The organism is Acinetobacter sp. 24-47-62 (assembly GCF_056779765.1).
The window spans coordinates 1-26544 of the sequence record NZ_JBWYIN010000009.1; the positions used below are offsets into that span (position 1 = coordinate 1).

A 26544-nucleotide genomic window follows, 5' to 3' on the forward strand; every position below is an offset into this window, starting at 1 on the left:
GTTGGGGTTGAACCTCGCATTATGGGCTTTGGTCCTGCACCTGCGATTAAAAAACTGTTAGCACAAACCGGTTTAACACTAGAGCAAATGGATGTGATTGAGCTGAACGAAGCGTTTGCAGCACAAGCATTGGCGTGTACACGTGACCTAGGTTTAGCCGACGATGATGCACGTGTAAACCCAAATGGTGGTGCAATTGCACTAGGTCATCCATTGGGTGCATCAGGTGCGCGTTTGGTGACGACTGCACTGAATCAACTTGAAGCAACTGGTGGCAAATATGCATTGTGCTCTATGTGTATCGGTGTGGGTCAAGGCATCGCTTTAATTATCGAACGTGTTTAACTATTAAAAACCCCCTCCCTTTTCTCAAGGGAGGTCGGGAGGGATTCTATGCCTACTTTTTCTTCAAATGATGCGCAAATCAATTATCAAACTTTTGGTGATTCAAGCAAGCCTGCTCTTATTTTCTCTAACTCTTTAGGGACAAATTTCAGCATGTGGCAATCACAAATTGAGTTTTTTAAAAGCTCTCATTATGTGATTTGTTATGACACGCGTGGTCATGGTGCATCGGACGCGCCTCAAGGTCCATATAGCATTGATCAACTTGGTCAAGATGTGGTGAATTTACTCGACCATTTAAATGTTGAAAAAGCTGCATTCTGTGGTATTTCGATGGGTGGTTTGACAGGTCAATGGTTAGCGATCAATCATCCTCAACGCTTTAGTCATGTGATTGTGTGTAATACCGCCGCTAAAATTGGCAATGAAAATGCTTGGAATGATCGTGCCGTATTGGTTCGTGAACAAGGTTTAGCACCGATTGCATCAACGGCTGCAGGTCGTTGGTTTACAGATCCCTTTATCCAAAGCAACCCAGCAGTGATTGAAAAACTTTCAAACGACTTAGGAGCTGGCAGCCCTGAAGGTTATGCAAGCTGCTGTGAAGCTTTGGCTAAGGCGGATGTGCGTGAACAACTCAAACAGATTTCGATTCCTGTATTGATTATTGCAGGTCAAGAAGACCCTGTGACCACTGTGGCAGATGGTCAGTTTATGCAAGCAGCGATTGCGGGTAGTCAACTTGTTGAGATTAATGCTTCGCACATTTCGAATGTTGAACAACCACAGGCGTTTAACCGAGCTGTGGCTGAATTTATTCAGGCTTAAGTTCGGAACAACTCAAACCTGAACTCAGGAAACATCACTTTTCACGGGTGACTCATCTTGACGCTTTGCCAGATTGCTCCACCAGTCTGGCTTTTTTTTCACAGTAATTAGACCATGAACAACGACAATTAAATATCAGTCTCGTGATTCCTTAAAACGGCGATAGTTATGTCATCAGTGATTGAAACGATTTCACTCATCATTCTCAAAGATTCAGATGATTCTTCTAATTTTATCTTAAATCAATTGTTTAAGTAAATTTTTAAAGTGTTGTTTTAGAAGCTAAAATCCGCTTAATTGTGCCTATATCATAGTTTCTATTACCCAATTATGATCAACAACGATTAGTCGTTAGTATTTAAATTAAAAACCCATCACCTAGATGATGGGTTAATTGTTGATGTCTAAAGATTTAGATTAATACGCCCACTGGATGAGCAATCGAAATAGACCAGCAATCAATAATAGACTTAAAAAACCACCGAGCCATAAAACAATAAACCACCCTGCTTGATTCAGTTTCATTATCATTCCCCTCAGTGATAACCTTCGTCACCAACACGGACCTTGTCTCTAAATACCCAATAAGATAAAGCGGTATAAAACAATATAATTGGGATTAGAATGAGTGCACCAATGAGAGCAAATAATTGACTACTTTGAGGTGCAGCAGCTTGCCAAATCGTTACACTTGGCGGAATGATATTAGGCCATAAACTAATTAAGAAACCCGTATACGCAAGAAATACCAAAGCCAATGTATAGATGAAAGGCGCATACTCCTGACGACGTTTACAAGCTCTGAGCGCTAGGAAAGTGAAAATCAATACCAGTATTGGTACGGGACTGAAATACCACATTTGTGGCTGACTAAACCAACGCTGTGCAATATCGTCATGTACAAGGGGAGTATAAATACTGACAGCGCCAAATATTAGAAATAACGCGATCATAAGCTTAGGCATCAGACGGTACATATGATCTTGTACACGCTCATCCGTTTTAAAAATTAACCATCCGCAACCGAGTGTCGCGTATAAAACAACAACGCCTAAACCTGTAAAGAGTGAAAATGGAGTGAGCCAATCCAGACCACCACCCGTGAACACACCATTGGTGGTCTGTATTCCTTGAATATAAGCGCCTAAAATCACACCTTGTAAAAATGAAGCTAAAATTGAACCCCAAATAAATGCTTGGTCCCAAAGTGCTTTGGTCCGATTAGCCTTAAAACGAAACTCAAAAGCAACTCCACGAAATATAAGCGCGATCACCATTAAGGTGATGGGCATATATAATGCAGACAACACAGTCGAATAGACCAGTGGAAAAGCGGCAAATAAACCAGCTCCACCAAGTACCATCCAAGTCTCATTGCCATCCCATACGGGTGCTACAGTATTCATCATGACATCACGCTCTTGGCGATCTTTCACAAATGGAAATAAAATACCAATTCCCAAATCAAAACCATCAAGAACGACATAAATCAACACACCTAGTGCGATGATCACAATCCAAATCAATGATAAATCAATCATTTCAAATTCTCCTGATCATTCACCTTGTTTGATGCTTCAAGTTGTTGTTCATTATCAATGGTACTCATCGGGCGTTTAGACGCTCGGATCACTTCGCCATCTGAATGTGGTGTTGAATAAATAAATTCTGGTCCTTTCACCATCATTTTCAACATATAAAAGATACCGATACCAAATACGATGCAGTACACCACAACAAAAATAATCAGCGTCAGCCCAACCTGTTCCGCAGAGACAGGAGATAACGCATCTTTCGTACGCATTACGCCATAGATAATCCAAGGTTGACGTCCCACCTCAGTGGTAAACCAGCCTGCCAATAATGCAATAAAACCTGAAGGCCCCATCCACAAAGCAAACTTGTGCAACCATTTAGACTCATAGAATTTGCCTGTCTTACGTAGCCATAGACCAAATACAGCCAGTAAGATCATGAGCATGCCCATACCCACCATGATTCGGAAACTCCAAAAAACAATGGGTGAATTAGGTCGATCCTCAGGTGCGAATTCTTTTAAGCCTTTAACCTCACCATCAAGGGTATGTGTCATGATCAGGCTACCCAGATTTGGAATACCAATCGCATATTTAGTTTCTTCAGCTTCCATATCTGGAATACCAAATAGATACAACGGCATACCATGATCTTTATTGGTTTCCCAATGACCTTCGATTGCAGCTAATTTAGCAGGCTGATGTTCTAAGGTATTCAATCCATGTAAATCACCCACGAACATCTGTAGTGGAGCTAAAGCAAGGATCATCCACATTGCCATCGAGAATGACTTTTTCACCAACGCATCACGACGTCCTTTGAGTAGATGCCATGCAGCAGTTGCGGCAACCAATAAACCTGAAACCAAGAAAGCGGCCAGTGCCATATGCGCTAATCGATAAGGAAAGGATGGGTTAAAGACAATCGCGAACCAATCTTGAGGAACGATTATTCCATTTTCAAATGCAAAGCCTTGAGGTGTTTGCATCCAGCTATTAGATGACAGAATCCAAAACATGGATATACATGTTCCTATTGCCACCATTAAGGTTGCAAAAAAATGCGTCTTTGGTCCAACTCGCCCCCAGCCAAACAACATGATACCGAGGAAACCAGCTTCTAAGAAAAACGCACTGAGCACTTCATAAGTTAGCAATGGTCCAGTGACACTACCAGCTATACGTGAAAATTCACTCCAATTGGTTCCAAACTGATAGCTCATTACCACGCCTGAAACGACACCCATACCAAATGAAAGTGCGAATATTTTTATCCAAAATTTAAACAGATCTCGATAAACAGGATCATTCGTTTTAAGCCAACGCCATTCGAGCACAGCCAAAAAACTTGCCAATCCAATCGAAATTGCTGGAAAGATAATGTGAAATGAAACAGTGAATGCGAATTGAATACGCGCCAATTCGAGCGCTGTTAGTCCTAGATCCATGACGTCACCTTATCGTTGAGTTTTGTGGTGAATGTTGTTCTTCACTGAGTTTAAAACTACAGTTAGAGTTACATTGTAGATGTCATGTATCACTCCGATAACACGCGATTTTAAATTCACTTTTTTGAGGATGAGTGAATACCGTCTGTTGGCTACAGACTGTTTAAAGATTTTTTTCATAATATTGAACTCTACATAAATTGATTAAGATCAAAATGATCCAAGGTTTAAATCAATTAGAGTCCAAAAGGTGGCGCTCGGCCTTGAGGCAGAAGATAGAGCTTCTGTAGAGAAAAATAAACGTGCCAAAAAGAATTGCGGTAGAAACTCAGCTTAACTTGTAAGCGATCAAAAATTTCTTTTACACCAAAATCAAATGGTAAGACGAGGTCTCCATAAACAGTGCAATATTGGCATTGGTGAGTAATTTGATTATGGTCGTGATGATGTTCGTTTTCACTCAAATGGTGGACGAGATCGTGATAAGTCTCATGAACATGCTGATGGCGTTCTGGAGAAAGTAAATTATGCATAATAGACATGCATACCGGAGCGATATGAAATTTCTCCGGTAAGATCGGTTGTAAATAAACCGCTAGTTGTAATAACACCGTTGCAAATGCAATGATGAGTCCACTAGATCTTAGCAAAATTTCCTCTCAACTCTTATCGATAAAGAGTGTTTAGAAACATAGAAAAAAATCAAGTTAATAACCGACTAGGCTGATCAACTTTCATACTTAACTATACGCCTATTGAACTTGTTTTTAAAGCCTTTTTCAATTTTATACATAACATGTATTTATAATATTTATAAAAATAAAAGTAGCTAAACTTTAAGATTTAAAAAAAATTTAAAGGGATTTTCAAATAAGACACTCCATTGTGTTCAATGGGCGGAAATTTGCCACCATTTATATTAATTTGAATGGCTGGTAAAATGAGCTTTGGCATCCCCAATGTTGCGTCACGGCTATTGCGCATTTCCACAAAATCATTCTTTTTTGAATCAATTCGAATGTGTATATTCGATTCTTTTTGCGTTTTTATATCTGTTTGACACATATATTGATGTCGATTTTCTGGTAAATAATCGTGACATAGATATACACGCATATGATCAGGCAGTTGATAAAGCTTCTGAACTGAATCAAATAATTCTGCTGCACTGCCCCGTGGAAAATCACATCGTGCTGTACCATAGTCTGGCATAAATATAGTATCACCCACGAAAACTGCATCACCTATCACATAACTAAGACAAGCAGGTGTATGACCAGGCGTTGGAATGTTGTAGGCTTCAATTTCTCCAATTTTGAAACACTCATGATCTTTAAATAAATAATCGAATGGTTGCTGTGCGTTTATTGCTTTAATATCCAATTGATAAATCGAGCCAAATGTTTCTTGTACAATTCCGATATGATGACTCATGGCAATTTTGCCACCTAGCTTTGATTTTAAATATTGCGCAGCGGTCAAATGATCAGCATGCACATGTGTTTCTAAAATCCACTCAACCTTGTAATGCTGTTCATGTATGTATTGAATAATCTGGTCAGCATGTTCCGTCGTTGTTGTCGCAGAAGCAGCATCAAAATCTAAAACACTATCGATAATGGCACAACTTAATGTCACAGGATCAGCCACGACATAACTAAATGTATTGGTATTTTGATCAAAAAAATCTTTAATTAGCGGCTTGATTTGATCTTGAGTGGCGTCTTTCATCACTAGTTTCATAACTATGCCCCCATCCATTTACGGTGAATTAAAACTCCTATCAACATCGCAATCACAAAATAGAGTGATTGATAATGCCCTAAACCAATCAATGTTAATCCTGGTGCTGGACAGATGCCTGCAATGCCCCAGCCTATACCAAACAAGCTAGCACCTATAATGAGCTTGTTATCAAGCTGATTGCTCTTTGGTAGATCAATAGTCTCATTGAATAGAGTTAAAGGCTTTTCACTTCTGGTTACGATCTGAAAGGGTATGAATGCCACGACAATGGCACCCATCATGACAAATGCCAAACTTGCATCCCACTCGCCAAATAAATCAAGAAAATTAAGAACTTTTTCAGGGTTCGACATTCCAGATAACATGAGCCCCACGGAAAAAAGTGAGCCAAACAAAAAAGCAAAAAGGTTTTTCATTTAGAATGCTCCTGTGACATGCCGAATTATATAAACCGTTATAAAGCCTGTCAGCATAAAGCTCAGTGTTGCCACAATAGATCTTTTGGACAATCTACTTAAACCACAAATGCCATGCCCACTTGTACAGCCAGAACCTAAACGTGTTCCAAATCCAACTAAAATACCTGCCACGATCATCATGAATGGACTTGCTTCGAGTTCAATTTCAGGCTGAACCCAAATACCATAGATAAAGGGTGTGATGATGAGACCCAGTAAAAACCACAATGCTGGTGTTTTGAAAACTGTATGCGGATTTAGTACTTGACCGATTAAACCACTAATCCCTGCTATTCGACCATTCACACATAAGTATGCAATCACAGATAAACCGAGTAGTGCTCCACCTAAAAAAGCAATCACAAAATCATGCATAACAATTTACTTATTTACAATATATTTTTTTATATTATATAATTTTTAAAAATAATCAAGATGCTTTAACATACGCATCCTTCTGTTTCAAAGGAACATCCAATGCCGTCTGATGTTGAATTCAATCAAATGGATTTTTCACAAGTTGATCAAGTCAGCGATCGACTTAAAGTCCTGTCGAATCCTGATCGCTTAAAGATACTTTGTATTTTAGTAGATGGTGAATTGAACGTTCAGGAAATTGAGAATCGAACTCAAATTTTTCAACCCACGCTTTCACAACAGTTAACCGTATTACGTAAAGCTGAAATGGTGGTGACTCGTCGTGAAGGTAAACAAATTTTTTATCAAGTGAGTGATCCTAAAGTCCTCACCATTATGCAAACGCTTTATAGCTTATATTGCGATCCTACTTCATAATCTTGCAATTCTTTCAGTTGTGGATATGAGACTCAAATACGATCATATTCTCCATGCAAATGACCATGTATTAAATTTTAAAGTTTTGTATTCAAGAGTACTAAAGACCAAAAACTTCTTGCAAGTCTTTTGCCATTCCTTGCATAGACTTGAACTCTCCTTGTTGATTTTTCCATACCATAGCGGGCGTGGAAAAAAATCCATATTTATCCATGAGTGACTCGATATAGTCGATTTTTTCATGTAAAGATTTTGATATATTTTGCGTAACAACTAATCGCTCTTTATCTTTCTTTTTATTGTAGTCATTAAATACTTTAGCAGGATCACTTGAGTTAAGTATGGTGGCAATCTGCCCTCGACTTTCTTCTCGAATCACACCAACTTGTATATGTCGAAGTTGAACTTTTCCCGAGTTTACCCATGGTCGTGCAGCTTCCCAAAATTGATGGCAATATGGGCAGTTAGGATCTTAAAATACATAAACAACGCGTGCTGCTGTATTTTCACCATCTTGAATCCAAGTCGACTTTTCAATGCTCTTCCATACATCATCTAATACGGCAACTTTGACATGTGTATTTAATGCTTCAATAGAAATATTTTCACCTTCAACATTATATAAATCACCCATAATGTAATATTTCTGATCATTAGAAATAAAAACCGTGCCTGGATGTTGGTTCATATGCCCTGCCCATCCTGTCATACCTGCTGGTGCTGGAATTTCTTTTACAAACTCAAAGCCCTCTGCTGAAATCTGCTTTTTTAAATCCGCATAACTGACGCTACTTAGTAAAATACGCTAGACAACAATATTAATTTATATCTTTCATAACCTTTAGCTCTACTCAGCTGTCATTTTAATTAAATATTCTTGCAATTTTGCAGCGCTTAACTCACCCATATGTCTATCCACCAATTTACCTTTTTCATCGTAAAACAATGTAGTTGGCAAGCCAAAACTATTGCTCTGTTTGGGCATTTCCCCATTTACATCAAGTCTGACGTTTTTAAAGTTGAAGCTGTGTTTTTGTAAATAGTTTTGAACCGTTGTGATATCTTCACCTTGATTGAGCATCACAAAATGAATATTGGGATGAGCCTTTTGTGCTTGAAAAAGTATTGGCATCTCTCTATGACATGGCGGGCACCAACTCGCCCACAAATTAACGACTGTAGGCTGACCCAAAAAATCTGTGAAATACCCTTCATTCTTATTTTCACTATGATCAGTTGGGAGTATCTGAAAACTTAGGTCAGGATAATAACTTTCAACCTTGTATTGAGTTTTTATCATTACGCCAATCGCTACCCAAAATAAAAACACCCCAACTAAAATGATTTTAATTTTTGTTCGTAAGCTTCGATTGAGAATGATATAGCTTAGCCCACCGAAGAATAATCCACTCCATAAGCTAAATCCTTTATCTTGGATTTTGAGTATATCTAAAGGATTTTCAATATAAATCTCCCAATAGAACATAACAAAGATGACTCTAGCGGCAACTGCTCCAATAATGATGCTTGTCCACACTGAATCTTTACTGATTTTGACTTGGGTATCTGTCCATTTATAGTGATGACCTAAAACATTGATCAGGATAATGATGAACAGTATCCCACTGAATAGAATCAATAAAACCCATGGAAACATGAGTGATCCAAGTTGAATCCCATCAAATGAAATCATTACTGAACCATCCCGACAGATTGTTCCTGCAATCGATTTAATAACTGTGTTGCAGTAAAAGTGCCAGTCAAGCGCAGATCACGTATTTCATCATGTTGCGTATTTAAAAAAATAAATGTTGGCGGACCTAAAATTTGCCATTTTTTTAACAGTTCATCTTGGCTTGGTTCAAAATGAGTGAGATCTAATTTAATTAAAACCAACTCATTGAGTTGGGCTTGAACATCTTCACGCGGAAGTACCTCTTTTTCTATCGGTTGACATGCAACACACCAATCTGCGTAAACATCAATTACTACGGCTTTACCTTGATTTGCGTTCAAAACATTTGAAAGCTGCGCGGCAGAGTTGACTTTATGCCATGTATGTAATGTTTTGGCCTGCGTTACAAGTGAGTGCGTATACCCTTGCTGCACATAATTCATTCCTAAAAACATCATGCCAAGACTGAGTAATATGATGATGCTTTTAACCACTATTTTTTCGACATAAGGTCGCATTTTCCCGAGTAAATATACAGCAAATCCAAGAAGTAAAAGACCCATCAAAATTTGATAAATACTGGTTGGAATAAGTGGCCGTGCGAAATAAGTGGCCACAAGCAACATCACGAAACCAAAACAGACCTTGAGTCGATCCATCCATACCCCAGGTTTAGGTAAAAAATGCGTCCCGAAAACTGCCGCAATAAAAAGCGGCAAACCAATCCCAATGCCCAAAACAAAAAGATAAGTCGCCCCTAATAAAGGTTGGTTCATCTGTGAGACAAATATTAATGCTCCAGCCAACGGAGCACTCATGCAGGGTCCAACAATCAGTGCAGAAATCATCCCCATGAGTCCTGCACCGATCAATGTTCCACCTTTTTGTTTTTGTTGCCAAAGATCTAAGCGTTGTAACATTCCTTGAGGTAAAGAGATTTGAAATACACCAAAAAGATTAAGGGCAAAAATAATAAAAAGGAGACTAAAAATACTAATGAAGATCGGACTTTGAAACCAACGCTGAAAACTATAGCCCAGTTGAGAAACAACGAATCCCATTAACGCATAAACGATAGCCATCCCTGTGACAAAAATAAAAGCTATTACCGCGGCACGATAACCTCTGTGATTTTGCACAAGAATGCCTGATAAAATCGGAATTAAGGGCAATGAACAAGGCAAGAATGCCAACAATATTCCAAGTCCTAAAAACACCAATAAATTAAGCCATACACTTTGTTGAGAGAACAAATTTAAAAAAAATTGATCGTTGTTCCATACACCCGAAAAACTGGCTGGCCTATTCAGATTTTCTGTAGATAAATTTGCATCTAGCGTGGATTGATCCTCACTGATTAAATTATTTTCCCCAAATTCGATTTTATCTAGCTCAAGCGCAGTAGCGTTAAAATTTTTACGATCTGCGACTGTATTGTTATCCTTTGAAATGAGTTGTGTTTCTGTTTTTGGTGAAGCATTTTCTTGTGCATCTCGAGTATTTACAACTCCATTAGATGCCACTGAAATTTCTTTGAGATTTAAAACTTTCTTAGCTTGTGTAGTTTGCTGCGCTGGGAATAAACCTGTGCTGTCAGTTGTTATCGTTGTTCTTTGAATCGGATAACATAAACCACTTTCAGCACATCCTTGCCATTGAATCTTAAATTCTTGATTTGGTTTGACTGGAATATTGCTGATTACATCCTGATAATGTACTTGGGTCATACCAAAGTTTGGATCATCTTTCTCTTTTGGGCGTGGTAGAGATAACTTTACAGGACCTTGAATGTCTGAAACTTTGATTTGATCATGATAGAGATAGTAACCATCTGCGATCTTCCATTTTAGTTCAGCTTGATGATGACTGACTGATACTGCCTCAAATTGAAATGCTTGATCTGGTGGTAGAAAATCTGCAAATGCAAAATTACTCACCAAAGAACCAAGCATTAAACTACCCTTAAACCACTTGTTCATAATGACTGTTTCAGTTCCTGTCTAGTCTTTCAAAGTTCAACGAATGAATTAAGAAAGCGTGATAAAACAAATGCCGCTTCAACGCCAATCGTCACTCGAGATCACTCATACATTTGTACTCGCCCTAACATGAACTTTATATCGCAAAAAATCTCATTATTCCGTTGGAATTCTTTAAATATTTCTGTTGATCACCTTGGCACAGCGTTTGTGATTGAGACTTTACTCGAACCACCAAAGAAACCCTCATTTGATTCACCGAGTGCTCCACATCAAGATTAATCATTCTTTCAAAATACGATGCGATTGAATGACGAGTACTGAAAACTCAAGATCAGGCTAAACACCTTTGAAATTGAGCGAATTGATACAATCATATTGACTGAAGACAAAATAAGTTTAGATGAATTTATTTTAAAGTGTTCTGTTGCATCAATTGGCTAGGATAAGCAGCATGCGCATATTAATGATGCTCAGACCTTATCAAAAATCAAACAGGCCTTATAACACTGTGATCAAAAAAATTCGTGGTTTAAAAATCATATAATTAGCCCACCCAAATTTAATTAAAATACCCAACGATAATATGTGTGAATTAAATCACAAAATACACCAAATCAACATATAAGAAAAACTTCACAATATAAGAATTAATTTTTAATAACTTTGAATGAAATTCCAAAATATTTCGTTATGAGTTATTTATCAATATTCAACTAAAATAGTGAGAATTTATTCTCATATTAAATTAAATTCAAAAACAGAATCACACTTAAATATTTAAAGAAAACAATAATAAAACATAAAATACTGATTTATATATACTATTAATTTTAATAAATATTAATCCAATCACAAATAATATAAAAAAAAATATAATAAAATACAAAATATATATAAATAAAATAATTTATCTAAATAACAAAATAACAAATAAAAAAAATATTATTGTGACTCAAATCTCATTATAAACACCATGTTATTAATTCGTTCAAATTAATAATTAAAATAATGTTTGTTTAATTAATCTAAATATTGAACAATAATTGAACACAAAATCTAGCTATTAAAAATCAAGCTAGATCTCAAATAATATCCCATCATTAAGGTGTAATTATGAAATCCTTCGCGTTTGGTATTATAAGTTCAATTGCATTAATCTCGACTGGCTGTGTTTCAACCACATCATTAGGCACTGTAGCTTCCGAACGCAAACAACTCATGATTATTCCGGAATCAGCTTGGAATAAAATTTCAAACCGTAGCTATAATAAATTTGAAAAGAAAGCGAAAACTAAGTCTTTATATCTCGAAGATCCACGATTAAATCAAATTTTGGCACGTTTAATCCCACATGCTAATCAATATTTACGTGAAGGTCGTCAACCAATTCAATGGCGAATTAACGGTGTGCTCAGCAGCAAACCGAATGCCCAATCCTTTCAAAGTGGGCAAATTGTAGTTAATTCGGCTGTATATATGTTTGAAAACTTATCTGATGACGAGTTAGCCACCCTAATTGCGCATGAAATGGCACACATTATCCGTAATCATAGTCGTGAAAAGGCTTCTCGTTTCGCAGCAATGAATTTGGGTCTAATGGGTGCAACCATGGGAACTGGGGCTGCCATCGGGCTTGCAAGTGGTTTATCAGGCAATCAAACCAATATGTCTCATCGCCGTCATCTAGAAGAAGAAGCTGATTTGATTGGTTTAGATTTGATGGTGAGAGCGGGCTACAATCACAATGCAGCACTCTCATTTTGGGATAAATTCGAAGCAAATCTCAACAAACGTAAAATGAATAAAGATCAATCAACTTTGTTTGCAAGTCATCCGAGCAATGACCAACGTAAAGCATTCTTAACTGAACAAGTCATGCAGATCGAGATGTATCAAAAGGATGTCAACCTTACTGCATTACGATAATTTAGTATAAATAATAAAGCCCAACGCTATGTTGGGCTTTCTCATTTATGGATCAACAAATAAATCGACCATCAATTCCTCATCTGATGGCTCAACTCGATATTTTTCGAAATCAGTTTCACCTTTCTCTCTTAATATCTCTTCATCGATCATCATACGACCCGTGATCGAACGTTTCTCACTCGTCAAGATTGCATACGCTGCATCAGCCATGATTGCCGGTGTCCGAGCCTTGCTAAATAACTCACGTCCACCGAGAGAAAATTCTATCGCTGCAGTTGCAATAATGGTTCTAGGCCACAAGGCATTAACACTTATCCCATAACGTTCGAATTCTTGATTCATTCCCATGGTCAACATACTCATGCCATATTTACTGATGGTGTAAGGAGAATGAACCGCAAACCACGATTCTTTTAAATTTAAAGGTGGAGAGAGACTAAGAATATGTGGATTTTGACTTTGTTTTAAATAAGGCAAGGCAGCTTGACTACAGACCATAACGGCGCGAGTATTAACTTGATACATGAGATCAAAACGATTTGGATCAAGCGTTTCAACCCCACTCAAATTAATCGCACCAGCATTATTAATGAGGACATCTATCCCACCAAAATGTTCAGCAGCCTGTTTCATTGCGGCTGCGACAGCATCTTGATCTCGTACATCAAGTTGGATCGCTAATGCTCTCCCACCAGCTGCTTCTATTTCTTTTGCAACAGAATGAATCGTACCACTGAGTTTCGAATGTTCAGTGCTCGTTTTTGCAGCAACCACAATATTTGCACCATCTTTTGCAGCTTTAAGTGCAATCTCACGACCGATACCTCTGCTTGCACCTGTAATGAACAGTGTTTTTCCTTGTAGTGACATAATCCCTCTGTATTATTTTGTTTTTGAGTTTTCAATGTACAAAAAAAAACCACTTATGCAAAATTTCTTTATGAACCTCTAAGTCGTAGAAGCATACATTTTGCAATTACAAAATTAGAATTGTTTTGATAGCAGGCTAAAAAATTTAAATAACATTCTGTTTTTATTAATTTTTAAAAAACCAACTATAGTTGCATTTTGTGCCAAAAATTCACCTTTGATTTTCAAACTTAATTTGTGTGAAATTTAAAAAGTGAAAATCGCGCTCATACGACTATTATTATTCTGAGATAAAAAAAAGCCCAAGGAGGAGTACAATCTTTGGGCTTAGTAAACTGAATATTTACATTAAAATAATATACCTAATTGATATAAAATAGAAAGCACTAATTTATTTTTTTTATATTATTTTAAAAATATTTTTATAATCAACAATATAATTAGATTAACAAGTATAATTTTCTAGGATTTAATCTTGTCTATCTCGTATCAACTGCGTTGATGCAATATTTTCGTAAATCGTTTGCTGCAATTGATCTCTGAATTCAATCAAATCCTGTTCTGTTTTGATATTTGAGATTGATTGTCGTGGTAAAAATTTGAAATAGAATGGGACTCTTTTAGGAATAATATTTTTGGGTATTGAAGGCAAGACATCACCTTGACGGAGTAATTTTCCAATTTTAGGAACAGCTAAAAGCTTTTTAAACCACTTTTTTTCAAGCAAATAATTGGCATCAAGTGCCAAATCGAATACTTCATCACCACCTACAGCTACAAAAGGTGCAATGTCGTAGTCAAATTCTTGAGCTAACTTTAAGAATCCGTAGCGCTCTTTCCATATGAGTTGATATTCTTCCCCTTTGCGCTTTACTACCTCACGCCCACCACCTGGAAACACTAGGATAGAGTATCCTTGTTGCATTGCATCTCTGGCGTATTCTCTTAGACCCTCAATTGCACCCATTTTATGAACCATATCTTTCCAATACGGTATTTTGAAATGAATGTGATCACCTAAACTCACAATTTTAATTTTGTGCTCTGTATATAGATAATCAATCAAAATTGGCGTATCAAATACGCCATAAATTGTATGATTACCCACATACATGGCAGGTCGATCAGCATTGAGATGTTCAACACCAAGAAAGGTCGGTTTAAAATAAAAACGTTGCAACAAACTACCATATCGGATCATTTTAGAATGGTGTTGGATTTGCAACGCTTTATTTTCCATTGAACATCTCTTTATCTAATTAAGCTACTCGCTTCTGAACCAGTATCGAACCAACAGAATAACCCGCACCAAATGAACATAATACACCGTATTCACCATCATTCACTTGATCTGCAGTTCGGTGTAACGCAATGATGACCCCAGCTGAAGAAGTGTTTGCAAACTCGTCTAAAATGATTGGAACTAAGTCTGGATCTGCTTCAGCAACAGCTTTACCCACCACGAGCTTTAAGATTAACTCGTTCATGCTGGCATTGGCTTGATGTAACCAGAAACGTTTAACATTCGTCGGTTCGATTTGGTTTTTCTCAAGTTGCTTTGTAATCATTTTCGCAACCAATGGGCATACTTCTTTAAACACTTTACGACCATCTTGACGGAAGCGTTTATCATCCGCGTTGGTTGTTTCACTTGGATTCAAGAAGCCAAAATTATTACGAATGTTATTAGAGAATTGCGTAAACAATTGCGTATCTAAAATTTCGAATCCAGTTTTAGAATCTGTATCTTCGATAATTGAAGCTGTCGCCACATCACCAAAAATGAAATGACAATCACGTGAACGATAATCTGTATGACCTGATGTGATCTCCACATTGACCAAGAGCACACGACGAGCACCAGACTTAATCGCATCATAAGCTTGTTTTAAGCCAAATGTTGCAGCAGAACAAGCAACATTCATGTCATAAGCATAACCTTGAATGCCTAATGCAGTTTGAATTTCAATAGCAACCGCAGGATATGCACGTTGCATATTTGAACAAGCCAATATTACAACATCAATGTCTTCAGCAGTTACACCGGCATTTTCCATTGCTTGTTTTGAAGCGATCACACCCCACTCAGCTTGAAGTGAAATTTCATCATCTGATCGTTCTGCTAAGTTTGGACGTAAACGATTAGGATCTAATACGCCTTCCTTCTCTACAACATAGCGTGCTTTAACACCTGAAGCCTTCTCAATAAATTCTGCACTTGAACCACGGCGTGCTTCGATTTCACCCGCAGCAATTTTTTCAGCATTCTCTTGATTAAACTTTTCTACATAAGCATTTAAACTTTCAACCAATTCTTCATTGGTGATGACATGTTCAGGATGGAATAAGCCAGTGCCTGTAATACGAATGCCCATGCAAAACTCCTTTTTGAGTAACTCAATATTTCAAATTAAAGCTATATTAACTGATTCCGAGACGTTCCCATACTTTTTGAATACGGTTTGGCGAAATAGGCATCTTGGTTTTCATCGGTTGAGAGAATAATGAGATTCTCAGCTCTTCAACCATAAAATATAACTCTTTCAATTTTTGATCATTTTTATATTTAAATAATTTATCCATCCAAGGATCGACTTGAGCAATCGCATCATCATCTCGTTTTAAATTATGAGGCAAACGATCAATCCTGATCAACAAAGCTTTAAGATAGCGTGGAAATTCAATCCACACGTCTACAGATTTACTATAAGCAAAATCCGCTAAACTCATTAGATCAAGTTGATCTTCAATATCATCGATATTCTTACCAAATACATTGGCATCAATCATCATCAAATCGCGTCGAATTTGTTGCCATTGTACATAAATGTCATTAAAGGCAGCCAAGACCTTTTGACCATGCGTCAGGAAAGACTGCTTGACAGCCTGCAGAATTGTTTGGAAATCTTGCGCATCTACAGGCTCTTTCTCTAAAGCCATTTGCAATGTTGCGTAAACTAACATTTGTTCTAACTGAGCTTTATCACCCAAAGGGGAATAGGCTAATGCGAGTGGTTTAGAAATTTGTTTTTTAAGCTGTCGAATCAAATCACCTAGCTGCATATGAATCAGGCGAATAATACCAGCACGATGATGGCGTATTGCTTCGTGCTGATCATTAAACGTTTGAATGACAACACCTGACTCATCCTTTTGCTCAAGCTTAGAAAATTCCTTGCTTGGTACAAGTGCTTGATATTGTTTGACGACGACACCTGTGACTTTTTGCGATGCTTCAAACACAAAATGCTCAGGGAAAGTTTGATACTCACCTTTTAACTGCTTGACTGGACTATGCGTTTCAGTACGACAGCGTGCTTTTAATTCTGATAAATCGCGACCTTGCTCAATCACTCGCCCTTTTTCATCGATGACTTTTATGAGCGGTAAAAGATATTGTTCAATTCGATCTACATTAAAATCTTTTTCAGTGATCTGTTCGCCTCTCAATTGAAAAGCTAAAAAACTAAAAATATGCTTTTGTAAATCTTGCGCATCTATTTTGGACATCAGTTTACGCGCAGTATCTGGTATAGGTACCAAGCCACGACGCTTATCTTTTGGAAGAGCTTTTAATAGTGCTTCAATCAAATCAAGACGCCAACCTGGAATGCCCCATGACCATAAGTTTTCATCTACTTGTGGCAGGGCCTGTAGTGGAATCTTGACCGTCGCACCATCTTCATCATGACTTGGGTCAAATCGATAACTTGCCGCTAAACGAAGGTCCCCATTACGTAAGTAATCAGGAAACTGTTGGGTAGTTGGACGATCGTTAAGCCATAAAGCATCGTCATCGATGAACAAATAACGTGGATTTTGAGGCTCAACTGTTGCACGCCAATCTTCAAAACTACGCCGACTCGCTACATCTTCAGGCACTTTTGCAGCATAAAACTGATAAATCGTCTCTTCGTCTACCACCAAATCACGACGTCGCAATTTATCTTCTACTCGCTCAACCTCTTCTAGTTTAAGCAAGTTATGTTTTAAAAATGGTGGTGTAATCCCTAGATGACCCGTCGTTAAAGCATCGCGAAGGAAAATTTCATGCGCCGCAGTTTTATCGACCTTTTCATAATTGATTTGACGCTTAGGCTCAATAATCAAACCAAACAGTGAAATTTGATCATATGCGTTAACTACACCTGCTTTTTTCGACCAATGCGGTTCAAAGTAATGATGTTTCACTAAATCACGTGCAGCTAGCAAAATCCACTCAGGCTCAATTTTCGCCAGTGTTCGTAAATACACCTGAGAGGTTTCTACCATCTCAAATGCCATGACCCATGGTGTATTGGTTTTGTGTAAGGTCGATGCAGGAAATATACGTGCCTTTTGTTGACGCACTGCCATGAATACATTGCGTTCATCTGTTTTATTTGCAATGAATGACAATAGTCCCGTGAGTAAAGCTCTGTGAAGATTTTCGTAACTGGTTTTCTTTTCATTAAAAGAAAGCTTTAAGCCTTGAGCAAGATCAACCAGTTGCTCATGTGTTTTTTTCCATTCTCTCAAGCGTAACCAACTCAAGAAATGATTACGTGCAAATGTGCGACGCTTATTTTCACTCATCTCCCGCTTTGCAACCAACGCATCCCATAATTTGAGATAGAACAGAAAGTCAGAGTCGGCTTCACGAAATAAGGCGTGCTTCTGATCCGCTTGCATTTGTTTATCAGCAGGACGCTCTCTTGGATCCTGAACAGCTAACGCAGCCACGATAATCAATACTTCATTGAGTGCCCCAAAATGAGCACCCCCCAAAATCATACGTGCGAGTCTTGGATCAATTGGCATTTTTGCCATTTGTTGACCAATTTTGGTGAGAGAATCGCCTTTGCCTTGAAGTCCACCTTTATCTAAATATGAGGCTGTTTTAGCCGCAAGAGAAGGATTACTCTTTTCCGTCATCGCCCCGAGTTCAATCAGCAGTTTACGACCATCATTGACGAGACGATGATCAGGCGGTTCAATAAAGTCAAAATCTTCGAGTGTTCCAAGACCTAAACTCTGCATCTGCAAAATAACAGATGCCAAATTAGTACGTTTGATTTCAGGTTCAGTAAATTCGGGACGACTTAAAAAGTCTTCTTCTGAATACAGTCGAATACACACACCCGGTGCAATACGACCACAACGACCTTTACGCTGATTGGCTGCTGCTTGAGAAATCGCTTCAATCGGTAAACGCTGAACACGCGAACGGTAGTTATAACGAGAGATACGTGCAAAACCACTATCAATGACGTAACGTATGTTTGGAACGGTCAATGCAGTTTCCGCAACGTTGGTGGCAATAATGATACGCCGTCCACCACCAGCAGGATTAAAAATCTTTTGTTGTTCAGATAACGCTAGTCTCGCATACAAAGGTAGAACTTCTGTATGACGAGGTCCATGTTTGATTAAAGTTTCCTGCAGCTCACGAATCTCTTGTTCCGTACTGGCAAAAATCAAAATATCTGCGTGTTCAGGATGACCTTTTTCCTGTGCATCTTTGAAACATTCTTCAACAGCTGATACTACTGCGCGCGGTAGGTTTTCTTCAAAGTCATCAAACTCATCATCATCACTCCCTACAATACTCATTTCAGAGATCGGACGATAACGCACTTCTACAGGAAAACTACGACCTTCAACCTCAAAGATCGGTGCGTTATTGAAGTAACTTGAAAAACGATTAACGTCTAAAGTTGCAGATGTGATGATGACTTTAAGATCTTTACGACGTGGCAAGAGCTGTTTTAAATAGCCCATGATGAAGTCAATATTGAGCGAGCGCTCATGTGCTTCATCAATAATAATGGTGTCATATTTGGTTAAGAAACGATCATGAGCCAATTCAGCCAGCAAAATACCATCTGTCATTAAACGAACGATAGAGTCCTGTGAACCCTGTTCGTTAAACCTTACTTTAAATGAAATAGACTCACCGAGTTTTTCACCCAACTCTTCTGCAATACGTTGCGATACACTGCGCGCAGCTAATCGTCGTGGCTGGGTATGACCAATTAACCCTGTTAAACCACGCCCCGCAAGCATGGCTATCTGAGGAAGCTGAGTTGTTTTACCTGAACCTGTTTCACCCGCAACGATAATGACCTGATGTTTTTGAATGGCCTCAATCAATTTGTCTGCATATTGGGTAACAGGTAAATCTTGATTAAGTTTGATATTAGGGATGCGTTGAATACGCTGTTGTACTTTTAAATTTGATTTTTCAAAAAGTTCTTGATATTGCTTTTCATTGGCATCTTTTCCTTTGCGTAGTCGATTTAAACGATGAAGATCTCGTGCCATCACCATTTGTTCTACATTTAACCCTATCGTTGCCAAGTTTTAGCCCTATACCAATTACGAAACGCTTTATTCTACTCATTTTCAAAGATTATCCCAAATCTGAATCGGACTATTTTTTTAGATTAAATGAGAATATAAAGCTTAAAATGATCTTATGTTGAAATAGAAACAAGTCAGCCGCGTTATGTGACAATTCATACAATTTTTGAAATTTTCATGTAGCTTTTTATATTTTTGAAAAACTAAATCCAAAATAATGATGATTTTTTTAATATTTACCCTTGAATTTTCACTTCAGTGTCTTCATGTTGGTAGGCATGTGAAATTTTCTCATCCTGTCACGAATACATCATTTTGATGTGTTACAAGGAAGACAGATGACAAACTTAAATGGCAATCAATTTACATAATTCGGTTTTTCCGATTTTTGTAATGTAAAAATACCATTTCAGCACAGAACGAAAGTTCGATACTCTAATTGAAAATTAAAGACTAACCTCAATCATGGAGACAATGATGAGCTTAATTAATACTGAAGTTAAACCATTCGCAGCTACAGCTTACCACAACGGTCAATTTGTAGACGTGACTGAAGCTGATCTTAAAGGCAAATGGTCTGTAGTATTTTTCTACCCTGCTGACTTCACTTTCGTTTGCCCAACTGAACTTGGTGACCTTGCTGACAACTACGCTGAATTCCAAAAATTAGGCGTGGAAATCTACGGTGTTTCTACTGACACTCACTTCACTCACAAAGCTTGGCACGACACTTCTGACGTAATTGGTAAAATCCAATACCCATTAATCGGCGATCCAACTTGGACTCTTTCTAAAAACTTCGAAGTTCTAATCGAATCTGCTGGTCTTGCTGACCGCGGTACTTTCGTAATCGACCCAGAAGGTAAAATCCAAATCGTTGAAATCAACGCTGGCGGTATCGGTCGTGATGCTCAAGAACTTCTTCGTAAAGTTAAAGCAGCTCAATACGTTCACGCTCACCCAGGCGAAGTTTGCCCTGCTAAATGGAAAGAAGGCGATGCAACTCTTGCTCCTTCAATCGATCTAGTTGGTAAAATCTAATTTATTAGATAGCACTAAAAAAAACCACGCTTTGCGTGGTTTTTTTGTGTTCAATCCATCAAATTCTCAATCACCATCAATTCCGCGTAATCATCAATAATCCACACCCAATATTCAGCGTCATCGTGCAAAAATCTGGATCAGCTTTAACATCCTTTAAAAAACTTTGTATTTCAGCGGCGTGGGAAATCACTTTATCTACAAGTATTAGGCCATGTTCAGGATGTAGTACCTTTTTTAAATATTGCCAATAATCAGGATATGCATGTCGATTCGCATCTAAGATAATTAAGTCATACACATCGCCTTCATTAATTAATAAATCAATTGCATCACTGCTGATAAAATCAATAAGGTGATCTAAACTAAACTGTTTGGCGTACTGAGTCGCAAGTGCTGTTCTTTCTGAGTTTATATCAACCGTAGTCACTCGACCCTGATGCTCCGAAACCGCCTCCGCCATCCATAATGTTAAATATCCTGTCGAAGTTCCTATTTCAAGAATTCGTTTAGAGGTCTGGATCTTAATAAGCATCGAAATATAATGGGCAGATTCTGGTTTTATATTTCGATATCTCAGATCGCGATCAGTTTGATATGCATCATGTTGAATTAACTGCTGATATAAACTTTGCATTTGACTTAGAAATTCAGCATTCATGACATATTCTCATTGAATCGATTTCTATAAACTAATCAAAGATAAAGTCTTTACTATGACAATCATCATAATTTTTGAATCAATTTAAAACGTTCAATTTCACGATCATCATCCTCTAGATAAATGCTTTCTGTAAACATCGCTAATGGCCTTACCCATATTGAATAATCTCCATAAAGGCATTGATAGACCACAAGCTTTTCTTGAGTTTCACTATGCGTCGCTACATGAAGGACTTGATAAAGTTGTCCTTTATAGTGTTTATAAATGCCTCTCTCTAAGGTCATAATTGGTCCTCGCTCATATCTATTAAAATAATTTTAATGTAAATATCTGAATTCAAATTGCTTTTATACTTGAAAATTCAAGTTTTAACTCAATACTTTCATACATCTACACCAAAGACTTTGATTAAATTTATTTTTCCGATTGAATTTATAAAAACAAACTGTTTTATCTATTCAATCAATTGTCTTAGTATACCTGTATCGAATGAATTATTACTCCTTTGGAGACGTTAGCAATGTTAGATCAAAATACTTCAGCTCAATTAAAAACGCTTTTAGAACGCCTTGAGGGTCCAATCGAATTGGTTGCGACTTTAAATGATTCAGACAAATCTGCAAAAATCAAAGAACTTGTGGAAGAAGTGGCTGCACTTTCTCCATTCGTCACAGCTCGTTTTGATGGTCAAAATAAACGTGCGCCGAGCTTTGGTATTGCAAAAGCAGGTGAAGAACCGCGTGTCTTCTTCGCAGGTTTACCAATGGGTCATGAGTTCACTTCTTTGATTTTGGCATTGCTACAAACTTCTGGTTATGCACCAAAAGTATCTGATGAAGTATTGGCATCCATCAAAGCTTTAGAAATCAAATCTGACTTTGACGTATTCGTATCTTTAAGCTGTCATAACTGTCCAGATGTGGTTCAAGCACTTAACTTGATCGCAATCTACAACCCTGGCACAACAGCAACCATGATTGATGGTGCATTCTTCCAAGACGAAGTAGAAGAACGCAAAATCATGGCTGTACCAATGGTGTTCCAAGACAACGAACATATCGGTCAAGGTCGTATGACATTGGAAGAGATTGTTGCGAAGCTCGATACTAATTCTGCTGCGAAAGATGCTGAAAAGCTCAATGCCAAAGATGCATTTGACGTGCTTGTGATCGGTGGTGGTCCTGCAGGTAACACATCTGCAATCTATGCCGCTCGTAAAGGTATCCGTACCGGGATCGTTGCTGAGCGCATGGGTGGTCAGGTCATGGACACGATGGACATTGAAAACTTTACATCAGTGCAAAAGACGCAAGGTCCTAAGTTTGCAGCTGAAATGGAAGCACATGTTCGTGAATACGGTGTCGACATCATGAACTTACAACGTGTGTCTGACATCAAAGGTGCAGATGAAACTGCCAACGGTTTAGTTGAAGTGACTTTAGAGAATGGTGCAAAACTTGAATCGAAAACGGTCATCCTGTCTACAGGTGCACGTTGGAGAGAAATGAATGTACCAGGTGAGCAAGAATACAAAACCCGTGGTGTTGCGTACTGCCCACACTGTGATGGTCCATTGTTCAAAGGCAAACGTGTGGCTGTGATCGGTGGTGGTAACTCTGGTGTTGAAGCTGCGATTGACCTTGCAGGTATTGTTGAGCATGTCACTTTGGTTGAGTTCGATACTAAGCTACGTGCTGACCAAGTCCTTCAAGATAAATTGAACAGCTTACCTAACACGACTGTCATCAAAAATGCGTTGTCTACAGAAGTCGTTGGTGATGGCAAACAAGTCACTGCACTGAAATACAAAGACCGTGCGACGGATGAAGAACACACTGTCGAATTGGCGGGGATCTTCGTACAAATCGGTTTGTTACCCAACACGGATTTCTTAAAAGAAACTCAAGTTGAATTAACCAACCGTGGTGAGATTGTGATTAACGATCGCAACGAAACCAATGTAAAAGGTGTATTTGCTGCGGGTGACTGTACAACAGTACCTTATAAACAAATCATCATTGCCACTGGTGAAGGCGCGAAAGCATCACTGTCAGCGTTTGATTACATCATTCGTTCTGGACAGTAATTTAAGCCTTAACATACCACACTAAAGTGTAGCCCTGAGAAAACTCTTTCTCGGGGCTCTTTTATAAGCCAATATTATCTTTACAATTTTTGAATAAAACTTTATTTAAAATCTGCTTATATTGTTCTCATCCATGCTACTTGGATACTCATTGAATTAAAAAAGGAAGATAAAATGAATAAGATTCTTGTTGCTTTAGGTCTTGCTGCTACAGTTGCTTTGGTTGGGTGTAATAAGGATAAAGCTCCTGAAACTGGCGCGACAACTGGTGAACATTTAGAAAATGCTGCTGAACAAGCAGGTGCAGATATTCAAAATGCGACTGAAGATGCAGCTCAATCAACTGCAACTGCAGTCGACAATGCTGCTGATGCGACAGCACAAGCTGCAGATAATGCTGCTGCACATGCTGAAAACGCTGCGCACAACGCTTCAGAAGCGGCTAAAGAAGCAACTGCTAATGCTGCGGCAGCTGTAGAAGAAGGTGCAGCGAATGTAAAAGAAAAAGCTCAACAATAATTTGAGTTTTACCAATTAAAGCCTCTTTAGAGGCTTTAATTTTTTCTCAAATAGTTCAATTTTACAGCCCCAAGATACGAATCAAGCCTATACTGTATGAATAACAACTCATTTTTGAATAACATTTTCAGATAATAAGACAAAATCCTATGAGCTATTCGCACCATACAGAACCACATTATATACATCGCACAGGTTGGTTAAGAGCTGCTGTTCTTGGTGCCAACGACGGTATAATTTCAGTCACTAGTTTAATCATGGGGATGGCAGCAAGTGGCGCGAATCAACATACCCTTTTAATCACTTGTATTGCTGGTTTGATTGCAGGCGCAACGTCCATGGCAGCTGGTGAATATATTTCAGTAAAATCTCAGTCTGATATTGAAGAAGCTGATCTAAAGTTTGAAGCAAGTGAGTTAGCACGCAATCCACAAATAGAACTGAAAGAATTAACGCATATTTATATACAAAGAGGACTATCACCCGAACTTGCTCATCAAGTTGCTATACAACTGAGCGAGCATGATGCGTTAGCTGCACATGCACGTGATGAAATTGGTATCCATGAAAATACAACAGCTCAACCTTTTCAAGCCGCTTGGTCTTCTGCCACCGCCTTTTCAATAGGTGCAGCTTGCCCTATGATCGCTATACTGATCAGTCCTCCTGCATATTTAGAATACAGTGTTGCCTTTTTTTGCATTTTAGCGTTATTTATTCTAGGGGCTTTATCTGGATATTTTGCTGGAACGTCTAAAGTAAAATCTGCATTGCGAATTACGCTTTGGGGAATCGCAGCGATGGCATTTTCAAGTTGGATTGGCTCACTGTTTAATGTACATGTCGGCTAACATATAAGAATTACAAATATATAAAATCAATATTACTCAGCAGCATTTAATGCATAAATGCAGTGTAGGACTATCAACCCACAATCAATCAATTAAAATACTGATGTGTTTTATCAGCTTTTCTTATCTTCATGTCCATTATTGCAGCTCAATCTGACCGATCACAGTCATCGGTCTGGATCGCTATTGTTTTATTGATTGTAGGCACCTTTGGTGCTTATCAAATTGTGGGAATTAATCAAGCCCTGTTATTCCTTATTGGTGGTGCGCTTGGTATGACGCTCTACCATGCATCATTTGGTTTTACATCGAGCTGGCGCGTTTTTATTAAAGAACGCAAAGGTCGTGGTTTACGTGCACAAATGATTATGCTCGCACTGGCAGTACTGCTCTTCTTCCCAGCTTTAGGTGCAGGTGAGTTATTTGGTCAACCCGTTAAAGGCAACGTCAATCCCGTATCGATGTCCGTGATGATTGGTGCATTTATTTTCGGAATTGGCATGCAACTGGGTGGTGGTTGCGCATCTGGGACACTCTATACAGTCGGTGGTGGTAGCTCACGTATGCTGATCACTCTATTCTTTTTCTGTTTAGGCTCACTGATCGCTACTTCACATATTGAATGGTGGTTTGCACTGCCACATTTAGCCCCTATTTCAGTAGTACAAAGCTTTGGTGTTATTCCAGCGCTAATACTCAATTTCGTGCTATTTGGTTTGATCGCATTGGCAACAGTCTACTTCGAGAAAAAACGCCACGGTCAGCTTGAACAAGAACCTGTTGCAGCTCATCAAGGCTGGAAACGTTTCCTAAAGGGACCATGGCCTTTGATTTGGGGTGGTATTATTCTCACCCTGCTTAATTTCGCCACGCTTGCATTGGCTGGTCGCCCATGGGGTGTCACATCTGCACTCGCAGTATGGGCAGCGAAAGGTGCAACATTAGTCGGAATTGATGTAACAGCTTGGGACTATTGGCAACAACCTGGAAATGCTAAAGCTGTAGCAAATTCGTTGTGGTTTGATATCACCTCTATGATGAATTTTGGCATCATGCTCGGCGCTTTACTTGCAGCAGGTCTCGCTGGAAAATTTGCACCGAGTCTCAATATCCCTAAACGCTCAATTCTAGCAGCAGTCATTGGGGGGATCATGTTGGGTTATGGCGCTCGATTAGCATACGGTTGTAACATCGGTGCTTATTTCAGCGGCATTGCATCAGGCAGTCTACATGGGTGGTTATGGCTGATTTTCGCTTTTATTGGTAATGGTATAGGTGTGAAACTTCGTCCACTATTTTTCCCGAATGAAAAGCCTCAGCCTGAAAAACTTACAGGTTGCTAATCAGCAAATATCGATATTTAAGAACGCCTAATTTCAATTGGGCGTTTTTTTATCTTTCTATAGTGCAATTACAACCATTCAAGAGGA

Annotated in this window: 23 protein-coding genes and 2 pseudogenes; 9 read left to right on the forward strand and 16 right to left on the reverse strand. The window is 38.4% G+C overall.

All coding sequences use genetic code 11. The annotated features are described in order from the left end of the window. Both AC1M87_RS08175 and pcaD read left to right on the forward strand, forming a co-directional pair. Positions 1 to 345 (forward strand): annotated as a pseudogene (locus AC1M87_RS08175) (acetyl-CoA C-acyltransferase); the annotation flags it as partial. Positions 346 to 393: 48 nt separating this feature from the next. Beyond that, complete coding sequence (gene pcaD, locus AC1M87_RS08180) at positions 394 to 1173, forward strand: 3-oxoadipate enol-lactonase (RefSeq protein ID WP_481593417.1); 780 nt, start codon at positions 394 to 396, stop codon at positions 1171 to 1173. Between the two features lie 417 nt (positions 1174 to 1590). Here pcaD and AC1M87_RS08185 read toward each other — a convergent pair whose 3' ends face one another. From AC1M87_RS08185 to AC1M87_RS08215, 7 genes are all read right to left on the reverse strand, one after another. Further along, the gene (locus AC1M87_RS08185; protein ID WP_155757002.1) at positions 1591 to 1698 is read right to left on the reverse strand and encodes a DUF2474 family protein; all 108 of its coding nucleotides are present in this window, start codon (positions 1696 to 1698) and stop codon (positions 1591 to 1593) included. A gap of 11 nt (positions 1699 to 1709) precedes the next feature. Next, positions 1710 to 2714 (reverse strand): cytochrome d ubiquinol oxidase subunit II, encoded by a 1005-nt coding sequence (gene cydB, locus AC1M87_RS08190; protein ID WP_481593418.1) that lies wholly within the window; start codon positions 2712 to 2714, stop codon positions 1710 to 1712. After that, the gene (locus AC1M87_RS08195; RefSeq protein WP_481593419.1) at positions 2711 to 4156 is read right to left on the reverse strand and encodes a cytochrome ubiquinol oxidase subunit I; all 1446 of its coding nucleotides are present in this window, start codon (positions 4154 to 4156) and stop codon (positions 2711 to 2713) included. Before AC1M87_RS08195 ends, cydB begins: the two co-directional genes overlap by 4 nt. Positions 4157 to 4392: 236 nt before the next feature. Then, on the reverse strand, positions 4393 to 4806 hold the full coding sequence (locus AC1M87_RS08200) for a DUF2946 domain-containing protein (RefSeq protein ID WP_481592452.1): 414 nt from the start codon (positions 4804 to 4806) through the stop codon (positions 4393 to 4395). Positions 4807 to 4999: 193 nt separating this feature from the next. After that, on the reverse strand, positions 5000 to 5887 hold the full coding sequence (locus AC1M87_RS08205; protein ID WP_481593493.1) for an MBL fold metallo-hydrolase: 888 nt from the start codon (positions 5885 to 5887) through the stop codon (positions 5000 to 5002). A gap of 14 nt (positions 5888 to 5901) precedes the next feature. Next, complete coding sequence (locus AC1M87_RS08210; protein WP_179997938.1) at positions 5902 to 6318, reverse strand: DUF6691 family protein; 417 nt, start codon at positions 6316 to 6318, stop codon at positions 5902 to 5904. Next, positions 6319 to 6735 carry a YeeE/YedE family protein gene (locus tag AC1M87_RS08215; protein WP_481593420.1) on the reverse strand — a complete coding sequence of 139 codons (417 nt, stop codon included), beginning with the start codon at positions 6733 to 6735 and terminating at the stop codon, positions 6319 to 6321. Positions 6736 to 6837: 102 nt separating this feature from the next. Here AC1M87_RS08215 and AC1M87_RS08220 point away from each other — a divergent pair, with 102 nt between their 5' ends. Beyond that, entirely contained in the window at positions 6838 to 7155 is a 318-nt protein-coding gene (locus AC1M87_RS08220) for a metalloregulator ArsR/SmtB family transcription factor (RefSeq protein ID WP_481593421.1), read from the forward strand. Positions 7156 to 7255: 100 nt separating this feature from the next. On the opposite strand, the pseudogene dsbG reads toward AC1M87_RS08220, so the two are convergent. The 3 genes and pseudogenes from dsbG to dsbD form a co-directional block, all read right to left on the reverse strand. Further along, positions 7256 to 7957: pseudogene (gene dsbG / locus AC1M87_RS08225) on the reverse strand (thiol:disulfide interchange protein DsbG). A gap of 45 nt (positions 7958 to 8002) precedes the next feature. Next, positions 8003 to 8848, reverse strand: coding sequence for a prolipoprotein diacylglyceryl transferase family protein (locus AC1M87_RS08230; RefSeq protein ID WP_481593422.1), 846 nt, complete (start codon positions 8846 to 8848; stop codon positions 8003 to 8005). After that, on the reverse strand, positions 8848 to 10809 hold the full coding sequence (dsbD, locus tag AC1M87_RS08235) for a protein-disulfide reductase DsbD (RefSeq protein WP_481593423.1): 1962 nt from the start codon (positions 10807 to 10809) through the stop codon (positions 8848 to 8850). Before dsbD ends, AC1M87_RS08230 begins: the two co-directional genes overlap by 1 nt. Positions 10810 to 11925: 1116 nt before the next feature. Between dsbD and AC1M87_RS08240 the strand changes: the two genes are divergently transcribed. After that, positions 11926 to 12738, forward strand: a complete 813-nt coding sequence (locus AC1M87_RS08240; RefSeq protein WP_180028996.1) for a M48 family metallopeptidase — start codon at positions 11926 to 11928, stop codon at positions 12736 to 12738. A gap of 45 nt (positions 12739 to 12783) precedes the next feature. Here the strand turns inward: AC1M87_RS08240 and AC1M87_RS08245 are convergent, their stop codons facing one another. The 4 genes from AC1M87_RS08245 to hrpA all read right to left on the reverse strand — a co-directional run bounded on the left by AC1M87_RS08245 (position 12784) and on the right by hrpA (position 19920). Next, positions 12784 to 13611, reverse strand: a complete 828-nt coding sequence (locus tag AC1M87_RS08245) for an SDR family oxidoreductase (RefSeq protein ID WP_481589608.1) — start codon at positions 13609 to 13611, stop codon at positions 12784 to 12786. A gap of 469 nt (positions 13612 to 14080) precedes the next feature. Then, on the reverse strand, positions 14081 to 14851 hold the full coding sequence (locus AC1M87_RS08250) for a lysophospholipid acyltransferase family protein (RefSeq protein WP_092768833.1): 771 nt from the start codon (positions 14849 to 14851) through the stop codon (positions 14081 to 14083). Between the two features lie 19 nt (positions 14852 to 14870). After that, positions 14871 to 15986 (reverse strand): beta-ketoacyl-ACP synthase III, encoded by a 1116-nt coding sequence (locus tag AC1M87_RS08255; RefSeq protein WP_481590326.1) that lies wholly within the window; start codon positions 15984 to 15986, stop codon positions 14871 to 14873. 46 nt (positions 15987 to 16032) lie between these two features. Continuing rightward, complete coding sequence (gene hrpA, locus AC1M87_RS08260) at positions 16033 to 19920, reverse strand: ATP-dependent RNA helicase HrpA (RefSeq protein WP_481593494.1); 3888 nt, start codon at positions 19918 to 19920, stop codon at positions 16033 to 16035. Between the two features lie 510 nt (positions 19921 to 20430). Here hrpA and ahpC point away from each other — a divergent pair. Beyond that, positions 20431 to 20994, forward strand: a complete 564-nt coding sequence (ahpC, locus tag AC1M87_RS08265) for an alkyl hydroperoxide reductase subunit C (RefSeq protein ID WP_035270191.1) — start codon at positions 20431 to 20433, stop codon at positions 20992 to 20994. Positions 20995 to 21070: 76 nt separating this feature from the next. On the opposite strand, the gene AC1M87_RS08270 is transcribed toward ahpC, so the two are convergent. Then, positions 21071 to 21655: an O-methyltransferase gene (locus AC1M87_RS08270; RefSeq protein WP_481593424.1), complete on the reverse strand. Its 585-nt coding sequence runs from the start codon at positions 21653 to 21655 to the stop codon at positions 21071 to 21073. A 65-nt stretch (positions 21656 to 21720) separates the two neighbouring features. Continuing rightward, positions 21721 to 21942, reverse strand: a complete 222-nt coding sequence (locus tag AC1M87_RS08275) for a DUF1653 domain-containing protein (protein ID WP_035270203.1) — start codon at positions 21940 to 21942, stop codon at positions 21721 to 21723. Between the two features lie 236 nt (positions 21943 to 22178). Here AC1M87_RS08275 and ahpF point away from each other — a divergent pair, with 236 nt between their 5' ends. From ahpF to AC1M87_RS08295, 4 genes are all read left to right on the forward strand, one after another. Next, positions 22179 to 23744 (forward strand): alkyl hydroperoxide reductase subunit F, encoded by a 1566-nt coding sequence (gene ahpF / locus AC1M87_RS08280; RefSeq protein WP_481590248.1) that lies wholly within the window; start codon positions 22179 to 22181, stop codon positions 23742 to 23744. 174 nt (positions 23745 to 23918) lie between these two features. Beyond that, the gene (locus AC1M87_RS08285) at positions 23919 to 24263 is read left to right on the forward strand and encodes a hypothetical protein (RefSeq protein ID WP_035265393.1); all 345 of its coding nucleotides are present in this window, start codon (positions 23919 to 23921) and stop codon (positions 24261 to 24263) included. Positions 24264 to 24412: 149 nt separating this feature from the next. Beyond that, entirely contained in the window at positions 24413 to 25114 is a 702-nt protein-coding gene (locus tag AC1M87_RS08290; RefSeq protein ID WP_035265394.1) for a VIT1/CCC1 transporter family protein, read from the forward strand. A 131-nt stretch (positions 25115 to 25245) separates the two neighbouring features. Beyond that, entirely contained in the window at positions 25246 to 26457 is a 1212-nt protein-coding gene (locus tag AC1M87_RS08295; protein ID WP_481593425.1) for a YeeE/YedE family protein, read from the forward strand. The last annotated feature ends 87 nt before the right edge of the window (positions 26458 to 26544 follow it).